Below are 20,934 nucleotides of genomic sequence, written 5' to 3' on the forward strand. Positions count from 1 at the left end.
TATTTTAATAAAAAATAAGCCTCCATTTCTGGAGGCTTATTCTATTTGAAATTTAAATGACTTATTCTTTGATAAATTTCTTTTGGGTAGTATTACCGTTATCGTCGATATCAATAACATAAACACCGTTAATCAATCTGCTTACATTGATCTGGTTGTTTAGTAAGATACCGTCAGCAATTACCTGCCCAGCAGCATTGTAGATCTTATATTTAGCTCTCTTGCTAACATTTTTCACAAACAATACTGAGCTTACCGGGTTAGGATAAATCATAACACTTGTCTGATCAATTGGATTAGCAACAGTCGGTTTAGAGATTCTCACTGTATAATCCTCTACTTCTCCGTTTTTGAAGTCAGCACAGTTTACAGGGATACCGTCTCTAGACATTGCTACTCTCATCACTACATACTTATAGTCTGTCATACTTACAAAAGCATCTGCAGGTACATTGAATTTTCCTGAAACAGGGCTGTTTGAATTTGGTGAAGAAGTAAATACTCTTTCATTGATATCAAACTCTCCGTTTCTGTTGAAGTCAATCCAAACTGCGATTCCTTCGTTGTAAGTATTCCCTGTCCATTTCTTCTCGATGATGATCTCATTGTCAGTTGACCCCTGGATCATCTCAATGAATGTTTTAGGAACTCCTGTATAATCTGTATAAGTAGATGCTCCGGATTCATTCTCCATTGTTTTCTTACCGGTAGGCTTCACAGTAACTTTAGAGATATGCTCTCCTGTAGAGTTTTCTGCTTTCATCTTACAGTAGATTACTGTAGGAGTTGTAAAGTAGTAAGGAGGAGTATAGTTTCCTGGCGTACCATTACAGATATTCACTACCTGCATTTCATATTTCGTTAATTCTGTAAGACCTGTCAATACAAGGTTATTAACTAATGACGGTACTTCTGTCCAGCTTGGAATACCTACTTTTCTATATCTAAGAACATACGTTGCTCCCGGGAACGAATCCCACTGGATTGCCGCTGATGTAGGAAGCAATTGAGTAATTGTTAATCCTGGAGGCGGAATCTGGCATATTCTTTCTGTAGTAAATACTTTAGGGTTTGAATATGGGTTCAGCGTTGTTTCACCATTACACTGGTTAGCAATCTGTACTTCATAAGTTGTATATGGCTCTAGAGGAGTTACACTTCCTAATACATAAGTATTGGCTGGAGCTGCTGGTAAACTTATAGTAGCCCATGTAGTAGTACCTACTTTTCTCCATCTCATTGTATACGTAGAGCTTGCTGCAAGCGGAGACCACGTAATTAATGCTGTTGTTGGAGTTATGTTACTTACTGTTACATTTGGAGGAGTAGGATCACATCTTGTAGTGAATGTCTTGATTGGAGTTGCTGTTCCAACGATATCTCCACAAATTGCTGCTACCTCCACTTCATAAGTAGTAGCTGGTGTCAATCCGCTAATTACTAACGGAAGGTTCCCCAATTGTGCTGAAGCATATACTTGCGTCCAAGCTGTTGTTCCCTGAACTCTGTATCTCACCACATAGCTCACTCCTGCTCCAGTGATGGTAACAGTAGCTGTTGTATGCGTTGTTGTAAATGTTGGTGCATTAGGAGTTGCATTGCTACAAGGTCTGATTCTTACTCTATAGTCTTCCACTTCTCCATCTACTGCATTCTGACACATGGTAGGAGCACTTGTACGTTTCAGTACAACTCTCATAGTAGTTGTCAATGGTCCAGTGTAAGCAGTTGAAGGAACAGCAAAAGTAGCTGTAACCGGAGTCGTTGTATTAGCTGGAGAAATTAAAATTCTCTCGGCATCTGTAAACTGTCCGTTTCTATCAAAGTCAATCCAAGCTGTTACAGCATCGTTACCTGTTGCGCCTGTCCAACCTTTTGCAACAGAGATTTTGTTATTTTGAGAATTTACATCTAAAGTAACAAGAGTTTCAGCTGTAGTATAGCTTGTATAGTTTGTCTGTACTGAAGTATTATTCATTGGTGGAACTCCAAGATTCGAAGAGGTAACTGTTACATTCGAGATATGGTCATTCGTTCCGGTACCTGTCATTGGACAGTAAGACAATGGAGGTGTTGTAAATGCTACTGATGATGAGTAAGAACCTGTGGAACCGTTACAAGTTGTAGAAACCTGAACTTCATAATTGGTTTGCTCTGTAAGACCAGTAATTCCATAGAAGTTCTGACCAGCAGGAACTGTAGCTGTTTGCCAAGCTCCACTTGGAGCAACTCTCCATCTTATATTATATGTAGCACCCGCAGTAGCAACCCATGATACCGTTGCTGTAGTAGCGCCAATATTATTCACTGTAATATTTGTTGGAGCAGCTGTTGAACAAGGCTGAGCATCTACAAATTTCACTGCATAATCTTCTACTTCTCCCTGGCTGAATGTACCACAAGGATTAGCATTATCAAAATATCTCATTACTACACGCATACGGGTAGGAAGAGTTCCTGTATATACGTTACCACTTGCCACCGTAGGTACTGCGAAAGTAGCCGTTACAGGGGTAGTTGTGTTATAGGTAGTATTAAGAATTCTTTCACTGGTTTCAAATGTTCCGTTTCTGTTAAAATCTACCCATGCTGAAACTCCATAAGATGTAGGAGAACCTGGCCAGTATTTGTTTACAGAAATTTTATTATTTGCTGAACCTCTTTCAAAGATCACTACTCTTGTAGCATCTGTTGTATAATCTTTATAATTGTCAGATCCGGAATTACTCAACATAATAGGAGTATTCGTAGGAGTAACAGTTACATTATTAATATATCCGCTTGTAGCAGTATTACTTGTAGGACCTGCTGTACAATAAGTAAGAGCTGGTGTTGTAAAGGTAACACTTGGTGAGAATGCACCTGTTGTTCCTCCACAAACAGTAGCAACCTGTACTTCATAGGTAGTCTGCTCCAGTAATCCGGTAAGCATTTGATTACTGATTAATGGGGTATTTACAGCAATCTGCTGCCAAGCACCAGAAGGAGAAACTCTGTATCTTACTATATAAGTAGCTCCTGTAGCTGATGTCCAAGTAACATTAGCTGAAGAAGGAGTTATGCTATTTACTGTGATATTAGATGGTGGTGCTGTAGTACAAGGTGATAAATCTATAAATTTTACTGCATAGTCTTCAGTTTCACCATAAGAGTATGTTCCACAAGCGTTAATAGGGCTGTATTCGTTTAATACAACACGCATTTTTGTAGTCAGGTTTCCAGTGTAAACACCACCTGCAGCATTTGGTACTGTAAATGTAGCTGTAACTGGAGTTGTTGTATTACTTGGTGAAGTAAGTACTCTTTCATTTGCTTCAAAAACACCATTACGGTTAAAGTCAATCCAAACTCCCGTTAAGAAGCTATATTGATACCCTGGCCAAGTTTTTGAAACAGAAACTGTAGCAGTACCACCTCTTACTAAAGTAACTACTCTCGTAGGATCTGTACTGTAATCTGTATAACCACTTTGATCAGAGTTACTGTTCATTGATGGAGCTCCTTGTGCATTAACAGAAACCTGATTGATATATCCGTCAATAAATGTACTAGTAGCACCAGAAGCACAATATGTAAGAGCCGGTGTTGTAAAGTTTACGCTGGAAGAGAATGCTCCCTGAGAGCCTCCACAGACAGTTGCTACCTGAACTTCATATTGAGTTTGCTCAGTTAATCCGGTAATCAGCTGATTCCCAATCAAAGGAGTTGTAACGTTAATCGTTGTCCAGGCTCCACCTGATACAGGTCTGTATCTTACAACATAAGTAGCTCCTGCAGAAAGATACCAAGCTACGTTAGCTGAAGTTGTTGTAAGGTTTGAAACTGTAATATTAGTAGGCGGTGCTGCTGAACACGCTGGCAACTGGTGACTTTCCAGCTGGATTCTTGGAATATCTGCAAGTCTGTCTTTTGCAGAAGGAGGTGCAGCAGGATCCGGGTTCGTTCCATCTTCATAATAGATGATACCTCGGTTTGCCCCTGCATTATAAGATCCCCAAGCGGTACCTGGTGAAGATGCGTAACCTGGAGTTTTTTCATTTACAGCAACCACAAGATTGTCTGTTCCATTCCATAAAAATGGTGTAGCTAATTGAAGCGTTACCCAGTTTCCATTCGTTAAGTTAGGTAAATCTCCGGCATACACCTGAGTCAGAGAACTTAGCGGCACCCAGTTTGTATTGGATGTAAAGGCAGCCTGGGTAGTATTTCCCATGTATACCACCCAATCCTTATATACAGCCTGAGAGGTTGCAACAGTAGTGGAATAAAACTTTATAGCTGTGATATAGTTCGACGTACCAATGGCAGTCGTAAGTTCCGCAGCCGTATAGATCTGCTGGGAATAACTATACCCATAGTAGGAACGTATGGGGAGATACACAGAGGTACCCGTTCCTGTCCCGATCTGTCCTGCCTGAGCCGAGACTTTGGATACAAAGCCTGTACAAATCAAACAGAGAAACAGAATTAAAGAGGTAAAGAATTTCTTCATAATGTTTTCATTATAATATTAATCACACAAATCTAATCATTTTTTATTATTAATTTATAAGTGCATTTATGTTTTTTTTATAAAAAAATAACAAATTCATCACTTATGCTCTAAATAAAGAAATCCCCGGGAGTTCCCGGGGATTTACTAATATTTAAAGGTTATCTTTATTTTTTGATAAATTTAGATTTGAATTGTTCAATTCCTTTATCATCTATTGTAATAATGTAACCACCTTTAACTAAAGCTGAAACATTAACCTTTCCATTATTAATATTTCCTCTATCGACTAATTGTCCGGCAGCACTATAGATTTTATAAGTTGCTTTATCTGAAACTTTAGTAATGTTTAGAACATCAGTTGCAGGGTTTGGATAAATCTGAATACCATTATTTTTAACAGCACTTTCAGAAGTAGCAAGATTACCTGTAATAACTACGTTATAATCTTCAACCTCACCATCGAAAAGTTCTCCACAAACATAATCTGAAGGTAATGATAAACCAATGTTACCACCTCCAGTTCCAGCACCTACATAGAATGCTACAACTCTCATTCTTAACGGCTGTCCTTCTACTGCATTCGCTGGAATTGTAACGTTTCCGCTTACTACAGTTGATGGCTGCGTTAATGTTACAGGATAATTCAATACTCTTTCTGAATCACTGAAAACACCATCCTTGTTAAAGTCTATAAATGCAGCTACCGTATCATAATCAGCACTACCGGAGTTTCCTACGGTAACAGAAATAGGATAAGTAGTTCCTTTTACAAGGTTAACTTGAAGTGCTGTATTTGTTGCATAGTTTGTATATGTACTATTTGCCGAAGTATTATTTACATTCGCAAGTGTCACATTGGCAATGTACTCATAGTCTGAACTTGTTGAAGCAGCTGCGCAGTAAGCAAGTGCAGGTGTACTGAAGTTTACAGATGCAGAATATGTTCCTACTGTAGTACCACAAACTAAAGCTACCTGAACTTCATACGTTGTACCATCAATTAAATTACTTAGGTTGATTGAAGGAACTGCTGTATCAGCTTCAGTCCATACAGTTGTACCTACTTTTCTGTAACGTACTTTATAAGTTGCGCCTGTATAAGACATCCAAGATACACTTCCTGAAGACACCGTAATGTTGCTTACAACAACGTTAGTTGGTGCAGCACTGCTACAAGCAGATAGGGGTGCAATACTTACAGGTCCTACTGCATAGAAAACATTTCCTATTGAAGAAACTCTTACTTTAATAGTCTGACCGTTCAATGAAGAAGGGAAAGTAAAGTTTTCAGATCCGTCATTAGGTGTTGATGCTGATAATACCGTCCAGGTTGTTCCGTTATCTGTAGTATAATCAATTTTTACATTAGCAACATTATAAGGAGCTGCATTAGTATTGGCAACAATCCATTGAACCGGAGTTGGAGTATTCACATCAGCATATTGGTTAGCTAATCTGAAAGGACCATTATCTCCTACAACGATAGTCTGAACTTTAAAAGCAGATTGCTGTTCAGCTACATTGGAATTATTATCTCTTACAGTTAATGCAAAATTTGTAGTTCTTGCCGTAGTAGATACAGCTTCCCAAGTATTGTTTGCGTTATTTAATACTCCATTCATTACAGACGTAAATTTCGGGAAGTATCTTGTTGGGCTTGCGTTTGGAGCAGCAGATCTGAATGAGGCTCCTGATGTTGTATTTCCTAAGTTATATTTATCAATGGAAACTAAAGCATCATCTACCTCTTCCCAAGAATATGTCATTGGGTCATTTTCAGGATCTGTAGCACTACCCGTCAAGGCAAAAGCAGTACCTTTTGGTATAGTATATGTTGGCAGGTCAGTAATTACCGGTGGGTTATTGGTAATTGTAGTTTCTACGTCACATGTTTTTGCAATTAAGTTAGCTTGTACCTGACCGATACTTGCTTTATGGAAATAAGGATCAGAGTTTTGCTGAACATCTGTATCTGGACCAGTAATACCTGCATATCCCATAATGGTAGTTCCTGAACCTGGCTCCATATTTACCCCGCTTCCTTCAAGATTATGAGAGAAAGTATGGTTAGCTCCTAATTGGTGACCCATCTCATGGGCTACATAGTCAATATCGAAGCTATCCCCTGATGGAATTCCATTCGCAGGAGAAGTAAATCCTGAACCTTTTCCTTTAGGAACTGAAGTTGTAGGATTAATACATACACATCCGATACATCCGGCGTTTCCTCCACCTCCAGATTTACCGAATAAGTGTCCGATATCATAGTTAGTATTTCCTACATTATTTGTCAAAGCTGTTTGCAGCTGTGCATTCCATGCGCCTTGTGCTCCGGTTGCAGCAGCGGCATATGGATCTGTAGCAGGATCAATATAAATTACATTGGGAAAGTTTTGTAAATTCAAATGCAATGCAAAGTCTTTCTCAAAAACTCCATTTACTCTGGTTAGAGTATTGTTGATCGCAACAAGAGCAGGAGCTCTTTTCTGATCATCCGTAGCAGTAGCAGGTACACCAGCAAGTCCCATAAAGTATTGCGTATACTCACCCGTAACAGACATTGCCAGTCTCATTGTTCTATATTTCTTATCAGAACTTTTATTAAAAGTTGTTGGCTGATTAGTGAACGACTGTCCATTTTTTAATAAAGCATCTATTTCCTTCTTAGCAGCAGGAGATTCTTCTGTAGAACACAAGAAACCGTTCTTTTCCTTTTTTGTCTTAGGATGAACAGCATACACTGTTTTGTCTGTTGAAGCAGGATCAATAAATTCATATTTATCTCCATGGATGATCATTGACTGAAAATCATTAGGAGCGATACTGAATCTTAAGTATTTGGTAGGGTCATCGACACTTGTTCCAACATAAGATCCTAATTCATACTTGTCTGCCAGTTCTTTTACAACTACTGGAAAACTATATACATTAAACCTTTCAATCTTCCCGCTCATCGTAGGAAGAGAAATTACTACAGGAGTGGAATTTGCTCCCATTTCCTGTGCATTCTTCAGCTGAGATCTCAGTAAGTTCAGGTCCAGTTTATAGTACCCGTTACTTCTTACATTAGATTGATCTACTCTAAATCCTGTACTTCTTTTGTTGTCGTCTCCTTTTTTAAGAGAAGTTGGTGTCCATTGGCCGAACACTGCCCCTCCTATACAAGTAAACATTAAAGCAGTAAATACTCTTTTCATAAATTAAAACACAATTATAATTTCCGCCAAATATAGCCATTTTATAACTCACACAAATAAAATAACTTAATATTTTTTAATATTATACACCTAAAAAACACATTCATTAAAAAAAATATAAATCAAAGAACAAGATTGATTTTATATTATATATATTGTAAAAGTCAAGGATAATCATTTATAGAAATTATAAATAGCATTCATTAAAAAAAACACAACCTTTAGAATATTCTAAAGGTTGTGTTTTTTTATTTTAAACGGTAAGAGCTATCATTTCTAGAATTTATAAGCTATATTCCATGCAAATCCCATATTAAACTTTGAAGAACTTTTTCCAAAACCAGGAACAATCATTGGAGTGATGTCATCCTGTTTAGAAGTATATACCATATATCTTGGCTGGAGATTTACATCTATATAAAAATTGGAACTGAATAACTGTACTCTACCTCCAATAGTTCCTTCCAACCAAAAAGAAGACTGTGAGGATGAAGGAAATGCTTCAGAAGAATTACTTCCTCCAAATCCACGAACGGGAATCGCCATATATTCCTGATTATAGAAAGATCCAGCAACTTTTCCACCAGCATAAAATCCGTTAAATTCATTTTCTGCATCTTTTGCCAGCATATAGAAAGCTCCTAACTTAACGAAAGGACCGCTTGCCTTAGCATCATAGCCATTTTTCTGATATACGTTTTTCTCAAAACCGGCTTCTGCAATAGCATGAACATTTCCTTTGATCTTGGAGGAAATAAATCCCTGATACAGTTTTCTATCTGAAAAAAATCCGGCTCCGGTATTCAATACATCAAGGCCAACCATAAAATTAGGTTCATATTTTTCCTGAACCTTCTTCTCTGCTTCCTTTTTTTTGTCTTGGGCCCAGCTTATTATTCCAAATAAACTAAAAAGAAAGGTAAAGATTAGTCTTGTCTTCATTCTCTATTTGATTTTGTCCGGCCTCCACTTTCTGAACTGGATCCGGAGTTACTAATTCTGAAGTTAAATTCTCGTAATACTTTTTGATTCCGCATCCGGGAGAGACATATGTTGACTTTGTAGTATATTTAATTCTTACTTTAGATTCCGTGCCCTTTTTCGTAAGTTTAAAATAAACGTCTGTATAAGGTGAACTGTCTACCCGTAGAGGAATTAACCTGGAATCAGTCTTTACAGCTACTCCCAGATCTACCTTTCCGGCACCATAGTCTACTGCGACATAAAGTGAATCCAGAGTCGTCTCTTTTCCACTATCAATGTCTCTGAAGGCCACCTTCATTCTTGGAGTTCCTTCTCCGCTTTCACAAATATCATCGTCGCCTCCACAGGAAACAAGCATTCCTAAAAAGCAGATCGCTATGAGAAATTTAAAATACTTCATATTAAGATTTGAAATTCAAATTTAAATAAATTTATTTTTTAATCAGTAATGCAATGTTCTCAACATGGTGTGTTTGTGGGAACATATCTACCGGTAAGATCTTTACTAAAGTATAATGTTCTTTCATTAAAGCAAGATCTCTTGCCTGTGTAGCAGAGTTACAGCTTACATAAACTACTTTTTCCGGCGAAAGCTTAAGAATCTGTTCTACAACCTTCTGATGCATTCCATCTCTTGGTGGATCTGTGATTAATACATCTGCTTTAGGATGGTTAGCCATGAATTCATCATTAAAGATATCTTTCATATCTCCACAATAGAATGTTGTATTTGTTAAACCGTTCAAAGCAGCATGTTCTATTGCCGCATCTATTGCTTCCTGTACAGATTCTATTCCGATTACCTGTTTTGCATTTCTTGCTACATATTGTGCGATGGTTCCCGTCCCTGTATAAAGATCATACACAACTTCATCACCTTTCAGATCTGCAAACTCCAGAGTTTTTCTGTATAGTTCCAACGCCTGTTTGTAATTGGTCTGGAAGAATGATTTCGGTCCAATCTTAAACTTCAGCCCGTCCATCTCTTCCATAAGATACCCTTCTCCGAAATATACGTTGATATTTAAATCATAGATAGAGTCATTCTGTTTAGGATTGATGGCATATACTAATGTTTTAATCTGTGGGAATTTTTCTAATAAGAACTCAAAAAGTTTTTCTCTGTTTTCTTTTTCTTCTCTGTAAAGCTGGAAAAGAACCATCCATTCTCCATGAGAATTCTGTCTCATCATTAAGGTTCTTAAGAATCCTTCCTGATTTCTCACATCAAAGAAATCCAGGCCAGTATTAACGCCATATTCTTTTACAGCCAATCTAATAGCATTAGAAGGATCTTCCTGAAGGAAACATTCTTTCAAATCAAGAATTTTGCTCCACATTCCGGGAATATGAAAACCTAAAGCATCTTTGCTCCCGAAATTTTCTTCAGAACTGATTTCGTACTGAGTAAGCCATCTTGCATTGGAAAAGGAAAACTCCATTTTATTTCTATAAAAATACTGTTCTTCAGATCCAAGAATTGGCACAGTTTCAAACTCATCAATCCCTCCGATTCTTTTAATATTATTATAGACTTCTTCCTGTTTAAAATCAAGCTGTTTTTCATAGCTCATATTCTGCCACTTGCATCCTCCGCAAGTACCAAAGTGGATACATTTAGGTTCAACTCTGTATGGTGATTTTTCAAGTATTTCAATCGCTTCGCCTTCATAATATTTAGACTTCGCTTTTTTCACTCTCACATTCACAATATCTCCTGGAATTGCGCCTGTTACCATTACGGTTTTACCCTCCTCTGTTTTTCCTATTGCCACTCCTTTTGCTCCGGCAGTCAACAATTTTATATTTTCAAGAGTTAGATCTCTTTTTTTCTTCCTACTCATTCTAAAATTTTCTATTTTCCTAATTGAAACTTTTACGTTCCAGTTTGCAAAAATACAATAAAAAAAACCTTATCCGAAGATAAGGTTTCTATACTGTGTTAAAGTTTATTATTTTGTTGGAGCCGGCTGTGGATTTGCTGGCTGTGGTGCTTGCTGCATTGCAGATGGATCAAGCTGTAATTGTGGCTGCATTTGCGCTGGATCTACCTTCGGAGCTGAAAGACCTGTTTGTTTATCCAAAATAGTCACCAATTCCTGCTCACCAAGGTTTACAAAAGATCTGCTGGCAATTTTACCATCTTTATCAATAATCACAAAGCAAGGTAACTTAAACCCGTATACTCCATATTTCTTAGCGATGTCAGAGTTCAATCCTCCTTCTCCATAAACATTCACTCCCTGAATACCTTTTAATAAAGAGTTGCTTGTCTTAATAAATTGATCTTTTGTATCGTCTACGTTTACAAATACAAAATTCATTTTAGACTTATAAAAGTTTACCACTTCTTTTAATACAGGTACTGTAGCTTCGCTGATGTAAGGATTCCATGAAGCATAGAAGAATAACATATAAGGTTTTCCTTTGTTTTCAGAAAGCTGGTATGATTTACCATCTTGTTTTGCTAATGCTGCTTCAGGAGCTGCTTCTCCGATTTTAAGTCCTGTAATAGCTACCTGCATTTTTAAAAGATCACTTTTAATGGTAGCATCTTTAATATCTGAATCGATAATCTTTTTAATCTTGTCAATATTGGCAGCTGGAGTTGTTGGATGGATATCAGCCTGAGCCATTACAAATGCAAGAAGATAATCTTTTGCTGTTTGAGATAAATCTTTTTTTGTTTTTAAATACTGAGCGAACATCTCAGAAGTTGTAATCCCTGTTTTTCCTTTGCTATTTGCTTCAGCATATTTCTGGAAATCCGGAGTCATTTTTACAAGAAGATATTGTCTGTAAAGAGGAATCGTTTTTACCATTCCATCTTTGTCTGTTTCCAGCTGAGTTTCGTAATCTTTGAAAGCTTTAGACGCTTTGAAAGAAGGATTTCCAGACATTGGACCGTGAGACATTTCATAGTTCGCAAGCAAGTTAAGAATGGTTACTTTCACATCGTTTTTCTTCCATTCCAATAATCCTTTGCTTGGATTATTTTTCTTTGCAAGGTCATCTACGTTTTTATTAATATCTGCTTCAATTTTATGCATACCTTTCAAAAATGCAGCTTCATCTCCACCCATTAATACAGGTAAATTAACTTTACCTCCATATTCTGCCAAGAACTTCATACTTGCCGTAAGGAAGTCATTATTCTTTTTAGCATCCCCGGTAATCACATATTCATTTGGGAAAGTTGCTCCGTTTCCTGAGATATTTACTTTTTGTCCACCTTCAAGATAGATCAGGCTTTGTCTGCCAGCGTAATTGATTACGTACATTCCATCTTTAGGAGCGTCAAAATTTCCTGAAAAGTTTCCGTCTTTATCAAGACCTATATTAATCAAAGGCAGGGTTCCTACTCCTGAAGCTTCTACAAATTCAATTCTTTCTAATGGTGAGCTTCCAGTAATTTTTCCTTTTACTTCTACTTTTTTTGAACAAGACATCACAAAGAATGTGATGATAAACAATAAAAGATATTTTTTCATTTCAATTTTTAATATTACACAAAAATACGCTTTTTAGGGCTTGCTAATTCACACTAATTATTTTTTTTAAAAATTTTATTATTACCATTCAAAAGGGATATTCCAATTATTGAAGGTCATCTTTTTGAAGGTAAAAAGTATTTGAAAGTTTTTTCAGAAAACGATTCAATTACCTTCCAAATATATACTTAATAAATAAAGAATAACGAAGATCAGTCAATAAGTTAACAAACTTTAACAGGGTTAACTTTTTCATAAAAAAATCGCCTCCAAAAATGAAGGCGATTTTTTATATATTTGAATCAATTCTATCCTTGATCTGCAAGAGCAGCCATGTATTCTCTGTTCATTCTTGCGATGTTTTCAAGAGAAATACCTTTAGGGCATTCTACCTCACATGCTCCGGTATTTGAACAGTTTCCGAAACCTTCTTCGTCCATAGCTTTCACCATGTTCAGAACCCTTCTCTTAGCTTCTACTCTACCTTGTGGAAGTAATGCATACTGAGAAACTTTTGCTCCAACGAATAACATTGCAGATCCGTTTTTACATGTAGCTACACACGCTCCACATCCGATACAAGCTGCAGCATCCATTGCTTTATCTGCATCTTCTTTAGGAACAGGGATTGCATTAGCATCCAATGTATTACCAGAAGTGTTCACAGAAATGAATCCTCCTGCTGCCATTACTCTGTCGAATGCGCTTCTGTCTACCATCAAATCTTTGATTACAGGGAAAGCAGCACTTCTCCAAGGTTCAATAACGATCGTCTCACCATCTTTGAACATTCTCATGTGAAGCTGACAAGTTGTAATACCTGTATCAGGCCCGTGAGCTCTACCATTGATGTAAAGAGAACACATACCGCAAATTCCTTCACGACAGTCGTGGTCGAAAGCGATAGGTTCTTTTCCTTCGTTAATTAAGTTTTCGTTCAGGATATCCAACATCTCCAAAAATGAAGAGTCTGTAGATACATCTGATATTTTATAGGTCTCAAACTGACCTTTAGTTTTACTATTTTTTTGTCTCCAAATTTTCAGCGTAAGATGTAAGCCTTTTTTTGCACTCATAATGTTATATTTATAGGTTGGAGATTATTTATAACTTCTAGTTTTAACCTCGATGTTGTCGTATATCAATTCTTCTTTATGCAACACTTCTGTGTTGATATCGTTTCCTTGATATTCCCAAGCTCCGACGTATTTGTAGTTTACGTCATCTCTTTCCGCTTCTCCATCCGGAGTTGAATGGTCTTCACGGAAATGTCCACCACAAGATTCATTTCTGTGTAGTGCATCGATAGCCATTAATTGTCCAAGTTCAAGGAAGTCTGCTACTCTGAATGCTTTTTCAAGTTCAGTGTTCATCCCTTCTCCTTCTCCTGGTACTTTTACGTTTTTCCAGAAATCGTTTCTTACTTCTTCAATTTCTTTGATTGCTTCTCTTAATCCTTCAGGAGTTCTTCCCATTCCAACTTTATTCCACATAATGTTTCCTAATTGTTTGTGGAAATGGTCTACAGAATGAGTTCCTTTATTGTTTAAGAAGAATTCAATTTTTTCTTTAATTCCTTTTTCAGCTTCGTCAAACGCTCCTGAGTTCGTAGGAATAGCTCCTGTTCTGATATCTGCAGAAAGGTAATCTGCAATCGTGTAAGGAAGTACGAAATATCCGTCAGCAAGACCCTGCATCAATGCAGAAGCACCCAATCTGTTTGCACCGTGATCAGAGAAGTTAGCTTCACCGATTACGAAACATCCCGGAATAGTAGACTGAAGGTTATAATCAACCCATACACCACCCATGGTATAGTGAACTGCAGGATAGATCTTCATTGGAGTTTTGTAAGGATCATCAGCAGTAATTTTTTCGTACATTACGAATAAGTTACCGTATTTCTCCTCTACCCAGCTCTTACCTAAATCATAGATCTGCTGATCTGTTGGATTATGAATATGTTTTTCGATAGCGGATTCTTTACCTTTTTTCATGATCTCTGTAGAGAAATCAAGGTAAACACCTTCCTGAGTATCATTATTTTCGATTCCGAATCCAGCATCACATCTTTCCTTAGCAGCCCTGGACGCAACGTCTCTAGGTACAAGGTTACCGAATGCAGGGTATCTTCTTTCCAAATAATAATCTCTATCTTCTTCTTTAATATTTTCAGGTCTTAATTTACCTTCTCTGATTGCTACCGAATCTTCATGTTTTTTAGGAACCCAGATTCTTCCTGAGTTTCTTAATGATTCAGACATCAAAGTCAGTTTAGACTGCTGTGTTCCATGAACAGGAATACAAGTCGGGTGAATCTGTACGTAGCAAGGGTTTGCGAAGTAAGCTCCTTTTTTGTGAATTTTCCATGCAGCAGAAACGTTAGATCCCATTGCATTGGTAGAAAGGAAATATACGTTTCCGTATCCTCCAGAAGCGATTACTACAGCGTGAGCAGAATGTCTTTCAATTTCACCTGTTACAAGGTTTCTTGCGATAATCCCTCTCGCTTTTCCGTCAACAATAACAAGATCTAACATCTCATGACGGTTATACATTTTGATTCTTCCTTTACCGATCTGACGGCTCATTGAAGAATAAGCACCTAATAATAACTGCTGCCCTGTTTGTCCTTTTGCGTAGAAAGTTCTTTTTACCTGAACCCCACCAAATGAACGGTTATCTAGCTGACCGCCATAATCTCTCCCGAAAGGAACTCCCTGGGAAACACACTGGTCAATAATATTTGCAGAAACTTCAGCTAATCTGTAAACGTTGGCCTCTCTTGCTCTATAGTCACCACCTTTAATGGTATCATAGAATAATCTGTAAGTAGAGTCACCGTCTCCCTGGTAATTTTTAGCTGCGTTGATCCCTCCCTGAGCTGCAATAGAGTGTGCTCTTCTTGGAGAATCCTGGTAGCAGAATGCTTTCACATTATATCCTTGCTCAGCTAATGTAGCTGCAGCAGAACCTCCTGCCAAACCTGTACCTACAACAATAATATCAATCTTATCTCTGTTGTTTGGTGCAACAAGGTTCATATGGTCTTTATGATTTTTCCACTTGTCTTTAAGAGGACCCGCTGGAATTCTTGAATCTAATTTACTCATACTAGTATATTGATATTATTGAGTTATAAAATGGAAAACTGCAACGATGATAAATCCTGCAGGGATAAGGATTGAATACCATGTCCCGAAAGCTTTGATCACCGGCGTATATTTTGGATGTCTCGCACCGATAGACTGGAATGAAGACTGGAATCCGTGCGCTAAGTGTAATCCTAGCAGAACAAAAGAGATTACATACAAAGCCACTCTCCAAAGATCAGCAAACTTTTCATGAAGTTCCGGCCAGAAACGTTCTGCATCAGGAGTCAATCCTTCTACATACTTGTAATTAATTTCATGTAGCCAGAAATCATATAAGTGAAGCGCCAAGAAAGCTAAAATAACAGCTCCTGAAATAATCATATTTCTGGACATCCATGAAGAATTCACTGATGCGTTGTTAGCTGCATACTTTACCGGACGCGCTTTATTATTCTTGATCTCAAGTACAAATCCCATTACAAAATGGAAAATTACTGCAAAACCAAGAATAGGCTGCATTAAGAACTGCACAAAAGGATTATAGCCCATAAAGTCAGATGCTGTATTGAATGCATCCTTGTTTAGAACTGATAACAAATTGGTTGTCAAATGCAGTATAAGAAAAATCAGCAAAAACATAGCTGATAATGCCATAGCGTATTTTCTACCTATCGTAGAACTCGTTAAACCTGCCATATAAGTTTAAATTTGAATTTCCACAAAATTAAGAAAGTTTAACAATATCGAAAAGTGAGAAATCTCACAAATAGACAGTTTGTAATCTTTCTAAATAAGATTTTCACCCATTATAAATACAGGAAAATGGCTAAATTCAGAACCATCATTTCAGATCATAAATCTTATTCCTGAAAACCACTTTTTGAATGGAGGGTGACAAGGTTTTTATCTCAAAATGATCTACTCTCCTGGAAGCACAATATGGATTGACTATATACTGTAAAATCTTCGTCTTATTTTTCATATCCGAAATCCAGAAACAGACTCTGTCACCATTTTTCACTGAAAAAATTTTGTTTCTGTTAAAATGATGAACCAATATCTCTTCCTTCTGATTTTCAAAAGCCGTGATTCCGCTTCTTATCATTAGAAATAGTAATGCTGTCATCATCAACCTCATCGTATTTTTCATATTGAATTTCAGTATAGCTGCTCTTAGCAAATAGACAAACACTGATACTGACATCACTTCTATCCCATTCATTGGAATATTTTCAAAGAACAGTACATCCACTTCAGCAAACCAATGGATTACCTTCAGTAAAAACTGAATAATCCCATCATATATACCATTTATAAGTGCAAAATCAATCCCAAAAGAAATAAGAACTGTTATTAAAAAAGAGAAAATAATAATTAATTCAGAAAAAGGAACAATAACAAAATTGGCAATGATTGATATCAATGAAAACTGATGAAAATAGTACAATACCAGAGGAAGTGTTGCCAACTGTGCAGATAAAGATATTGTAATCGTGTTAAACAGAAGTTTTTTAATATAATTATCCTGTTTTGGGAAGTATTTCAGCAGAGGCTGATTCAGCCAATAAATTCCCAGAACAGCCAAAAAGCTAAGCTGAAAACCTACATCAAAAAGCTGTTGTGTATCTCCGATTAGAATAAAAAAAGCAGATAAAGCCAATGCATGAAGCAGATCCGGCTTTCGCTGAAGCAAAACAAAAATGAAATAAACACTCAACATGATGCAAGACCGTAATACTGAATTACCAAATCCAATAAAAGCAGCGAACAACCAGATAAAAATCAAACTGAAAACAACCGCATATTTTCTGAATTGCAAAGGAGCAAACCGAATCAGAAAAAAGTAGAACATCCCAAAAACAACCACAATATGAGTTCCAGAAATAGCCAGAAAATGAACCAACCCGGACTTATTGAAATCACTAACAGTGCCTGCATCAATTTCTGTTCGGTCTGCCAGAATAATACCTTTTAGAAATTCTTTAGTTTTTGCTGAAATTTCTATTTTATCAATTTTCTTAAGAACTTCAAACCTATATTGCCTAAGCTGATCTGCCCACGTTAAGTCATTCCGTTCAGCAGATATAATTTCTTTTGAAAGATAAACCTGGCAATCCATATGTTTTCTTTTCAGATATTGAGCATAATCAAATTGAAAATCATATGACAGAATCTGAGGTTTCGTAATGTAAACCTTAGCTTTGTAGTAGTGAATAAAATCTAACTCTTTACTCTCTTTTGGAACATAAAAAATTGAATTAAAACATGCATTTCTCGCCTGTGCAATGCCTTCATATTTTCTATATTTTTCCGAAGAATTTAGTTTCTGAGAGATCTTAAATAAAACCGTTTCATGCTTATTTATGGGGAGTTTATCAACCGATGAAGAAGTGTTATAGAAATGAAGAACAATTCCTGCTCCAAACAACAGAAGCATCAATAAAACAATTTTGGTTTTATGCAGAAGATAAGAATGAAAACAGATTAAAATCAACAATATTGAGCATATTATTCCCACTCCATCAACAACGATCTCTGCTAATACCACTCTATCCTGAAAAAGAATTCCAAGAATAAAGCATATTGCCAGAATAAGAAGAGGTTGTTTGTTCAATATCCATTAATTATCCTTTTAAAATAGGCAATGAATGGGAAATTCACGACCTCTTTAAAAACTAAATAAGCGCTCTGTCTTCATTAAAAATGTTAACAGAACGCTTAATTTTTTTTACTAAAAATTACGTTTAAAAGTATATTATCTCTTTTTCAAAAATTTATCCGTCAAACGCTTCGTTTCTTTGATATAAAATAAAGGATCTTTCCCGTAATCTTCATATTTGAAATCTACTGCTTTTTTAGGAATAGCAGGCTCTATTTGCGTTCCTTCATGCCATTCATTGAATGATGTAATTCCAATAAACTCAGGATTTACTTTACTGGCAGCATCAAACATTTTCTCATAATATTTTCCATGATCTCTGCTTTTGAAATTAGCTTCATTCCACGGTCGGATTCTTGTATCGGAATAACCAGGACCTACACACGGAATAAAAATCAGATGATGATCTTTAGCAAAGTTGGCCATAAAATCCCAATTAGCCGTTGTACTTCCATATACAAATCCTTCGCTGGCAAAATAGGTATAGAAACCATCAAAGCCTGCCGAATCGAAAAATTTAGCATCATCTTTCTCAACCCAAAGTCCGATATAAAGAGCATCTAAATACGTGTTTCTGACTGTTTCCGCTCCATCTTTGGATAATATTTTCATCCATTCTTCTTTAGAAATTTTATAGCTGTCATACACATAAAACAGAGGTTTTCCTTCTTTTTTATAGAATGCATGATGATTGGAATACGTTTTTAACAGGTAAGAAAGCTGCTCTTTTAATTCCGAAGTGTTTTTATAAAAGGGCTCAATGTGGAATGCTATTTTTAAATCAAACCGATCTGCAATATCTAAATACTTGATAAGACTTTTATCCGTAAACGAATCTTTTCCCAACCAGCTTACGACAACCACTCCTACTCCGGAGTCTTTAATCATTTTCATATGTTGCTCGATAGTTTTCGGATCATTGGAACTGTAGTTACCAAGAGCCGGGTAAAAATTAGCTCCGATATCATCACCTCCTTTATGATGCCCCAGATTATTCCACTTCGGATTACTCCAGTGAGGAAGAATCTCATGATTCCAATGCTGATAATCTCCATCTGTTGCAGGATTGGCGTACCAGCCGTAATAAAATATCTGAACCTTATCTCTTACACTGTTCTGCTGGGCAAAACTGTTTGTGAAAAATAATACAAAAGTCAGGAATAACAGTAAACGGTTACAATAATTCATAGTTAAAAAGTAGATTAATAATCAGAAAATCAGCACAAACTATACTTTCAATATCACCTCAGCAGCATGATCGCTGGCTCCTTTTCCGCCAAGTTTTTCTCTAAGAAGGCTATAGTCATTCAAAACCTGCTCCCTCTTTTCTCCTGACAAAATTTTATTGAGCTCTTCTACCAGATTTTTAGTATTCAGATCATTTTGAATCAATTCTTTCACCACTTCTCTGTCCATAATCAGATTAACCAGAGAAATATAATTGATATTTTTCACCAATCTTTTAGCAATAGCATAGGAAATCTTACTTCCACGATAGCACACCACTTCAGGGATATTCAACAAAGCGGTTTCCAACGTAGCTGTTCCGGAAGTCACCAAAGCAGCTTTTGAACATCTTAGCAAATCATAGGTTTTATTAGAAACAAAATGAACATTATCATCTACATATTTCTGATAAAATTCTTTTGGAAGACTTGGGGCTCCGGCAATCACAAACTGATAGTTTTGAAACTGCGGTCTTACGGAAAGCATTATTTCAAGCATCTTTTCTACTTCCTGTTCTCTGGAACCCGGAAGTAATGCAATAATTTCTTTTTCATTCAACCCATGCTCCGATTTGAATTTTTCAATGCTTATTTCCTGAAGATCCGAAATAGCATCCAGCAACGGGTGACCTACAAAATGAGAATGTACTCCATGTTTTCTATAAAATTCTTCTTCAAATGGAAGAATAACCATCATTTCATCCACATATTTTTTGATAATCTCTACGCGGCCTTCTTTCCATGCCCAAAGCTGTGGAGAAATATAATAAACCACTTTGATTCCCAATTCTTTGGCAAATCTGGCAATTCTCAGATTAAATCCCGGATAATCTACCAGAATCAAAACATCAGGTCTGTTCTTCTGAATATCCTCTTTACAGAATTTAATATTATTCAGAATAGTACGGAGGTTCATCACTACTTCCAGAAATCCCATAAAGGCAAGGTCACGATAATGTTTCACCAGCGTTCCGCCCTGAGCTTTCATCAGGTCACCGCCCCAAAATCTGAATTCCGCATTCGGATCCTTTTGTTGTAAGGCTTTCATCAGATTGCTTCCATGCAGGTCACCGGAAGCTTCTCCTGCAATAATATAATACTTCATTTCTATAGTAAGGATAGAGAACAAATTAAGACAGATATGATCTTAATTCGTAAATTTGTTCAAAGATAATGATAAAAAATGTCAGAAGAATTTGAAATCCGGAATAAAGTTGCAGAAAGCGGCCTTATCAATTTTGACCTTACCACTTTACTGCCAAAAGGGGAAAGAAAGGGTATAGACCTTAAAGATTTCCTTTTTCAGGAAATGATCCTGAAAGAAAAAGATTTCCGCGAAAAGGTAGACGCTATCGATACGGAACAATATAAAGACGCTTATATATACATTTACAATTCTGTAGACACTATTATTCCTCTTTGGGCTTATTTTGTTTTAACAGCAAAAATTACCGATGTAGCAAAGAAAGTAGTTTTTGGAAGCCGCGAGGATCTGGAAGTTATTTTAATGCATAATGCGATCCAGACTCATGATTTTGAGGAAATGAGAGGAAAAAGAGTCCTTGTAAAAGGATGTTCAGATAAAGAAATTCCTGAAAATGCTTATATTGAATTGGTAGAACAACTGAAACCTATTGTAAAATCTCTAATGTTCGGAGAAGCGTGTTCAAACGTTCCTATCATTAAAAACTAAGGCTTTCTGAAAAGCTCTCAGAAACTTTAACAATAATTATGAAAGACGGTCAATTTGTGAGGCATATTTTTTGATAACTTTGGTGTACTTAATA

Annotated in this window: 13 protein-coding genes; 1 reads left to right on the forward strand and 12 read right to left on the reverse strand. The window is 36.6% G+C overall.

Features of this window, described 5'->3' with window-relative positions:
* Nucleotides 1-61: 61 nt before the first annotated feature.
* The 12 genes from BUE84_RS20565 to lpxB form a co-directional block, all read right to left on the reverse strand.
* Nucleotides 62-4,492, reverse strand: coding sequence for a GEVED domain-containing protein (locus BUE84_RS20565; RefSeq protein WP_079243298.1), 4,431 nt, complete (start codon nucleotides 4,490-4,492; stop codon nucleotides 62-64).
* 167 nt (nucleotides 4,493-4,659) lie between these two features.
* A complete protein-coding gene (locus BUE84_RS20570) occupies nucleotides 4,660-7,692 on the reverse strand; it encodes a reprolysin-like metallopeptidase (protein WP_079243299.1) in 3,033 nt (1,010 codons plus the stop codon).
* Nucleotides 7,693-7,968: 276 nt separating this feature from the next.
* Nucleotides 7,969-8,634 carry a DUF6048 family protein gene (locus BUE84_RS20575; RefSeq protein WP_079243300.1) on the reverse strand — a complete coding sequence of 222 codons (666 nt, stop codon included), beginning with the start codon at nucleotides 8,632-8,634 and terminating at the stop codon, nucleotides 7,969-7,971.
* Complete coding sequence (locus BUE84_RS20580) at nucleotides 8,600-9,076, reverse strand: DUF6452 family protein (RefSeq protein ID WP_079243301.1); 477 nt, start codon at nucleotides 9,074-9,076, stop codon at nucleotides 8,600-8,602. Before BUE84_RS20580 ends, BUE84_RS20575 begins: the two co-directional genes overlap by 35 nt.
* Nucleotides 9,077-9,107: 31 nt before the next feature.
* Nucleotides 9,108-10,520: a 23S rRNA (uracil(1939)-C(5))-methyltransferase RlmD gene (gene rlmD, locus BUE84_RS20585; RefSeq protein WP_079243302.1), complete on the reverse strand. Its 1,413-nt coding sequence runs from the start codon at nucleotides 10,518-10,520 to the stop codon at nucleotides 9,108-9,110.
* A gap of 108 nt (nucleotides 10,521-10,628) precedes the next feature.
* The gene (locus tag BUE84_RS20590) at nucleotides 10,629-12,167 is read right to left on the reverse strand and encodes a TlpA family protein disulfide reductase (RefSeq protein ID WP_079243303.1); all 1,539 of its coding nucleotides are present in this window, start codon (nucleotides 12,165-12,167) and stop codon (nucleotides 10,629-10,631) included.
* Nucleotides 12,168-12,475: 308 nt separating this feature from the next.
* The gene (locus BUE84_RS20595; protein ID WP_034693080.1) at nucleotides 12,476-13,243 is read right to left on the reverse strand and encodes a succinate dehydrogenase/fumarate reductase iron-sulfur subunit; all 768 of its coding nucleotides are present in this window, start codon (nucleotides 13,241-13,243) and stop codon (nucleotides 12,476-12,478) included.
* 24 nt (nucleotides 13,244-13,267) lie between these two features.
* On the reverse strand, nucleotides 13,268-15,280 hold the full coding sequence (locus tag BUE84_RS20600; protein WP_079243304.1) for a fumarate reductase/succinate dehydrogenase flavoprotein subunit: 2,013 nt from the start codon (nucleotides 15,278-15,280) through the stop codon (nucleotides 13,268-13,270).
* A 15-nt stretch (nucleotides 15,281-15,295) separates the two neighbouring features.
* Complete coding sequence (locus tag BUE84_RS20605; RefSeq protein WP_034693075.1) at nucleotides 15,296-15,958, reverse strand: succinate dehydrogenase cytochrome b subunit; 663 nt, start codon at nucleotides 15,956-15,958, stop codon at nucleotides 15,296-15,298.
* A 145-nt stretch (nucleotides 15,959-16,103) separates the two neighbouring features.
* Complete coding sequence (locus BUE84_RS20610; protein WP_079243305.1) at nucleotides 16,104-17,876, reverse strand: ComEC/Rec2 family competence protein; 1,773 nt, start codon at nucleotides 17,874-17,876, stop codon at nucleotides 16,104-16,106.
* A gap of 141 nt (nucleotides 17,877-18,017) precedes the next feature.
* Nucleotides 18,018-19,109, reverse strand: coding sequence for a glycoside hydrolase family 99 protein (locus BUE84_RS20615; protein ID WP_079243306.1), 1,092 nt, complete (start codon nucleotides 19,107-19,109; stop codon nucleotides 18,018-18,020).
* Nucleotides 19,110-19,148: 39 nt separating this feature from the next.
* On the reverse strand, nucleotides 19,149-20,252 hold the full coding sequence (gene lpxB / locus BUE84_RS20620; RefSeq protein WP_079243307.1) for a lipid-A-disaccharide synthase: 1,104 nt from the start codon (nucleotides 20,250-20,252) through the stop codon (nucleotides 19,149-19,151).
* A gap of 78 nt (nucleotides 20,253-20,330) precedes the next feature.
* Between lpxB and BUE84_RS20625 the strand changes: the two genes are divergently transcribed.
* On the forward strand, nucleotides 20,331-20,840 hold the full coding sequence (locus tag BUE84_RS20625; RefSeq protein ID WP_079243308.1) for a DUF2480 family protein: 510 nt from the start codon (nucleotides 20,331-20,333) through the stop codon (nucleotides 20,838-20,840).
* Nucleotides 20,841-20,934: the final 94 nt, after the last annotated feature.

This window comes from Chryseobacterium indologenes, from assembly GCF_002025665.1.
In the GTDB taxonomy this organism is placed as follows: domain Bacteria; phylum Bacteroidota; class Bacteroidia; order Flavobacteriales; family Weeksellaceae; genus Chryseobacterium; species Chryseobacterium metallicongregator.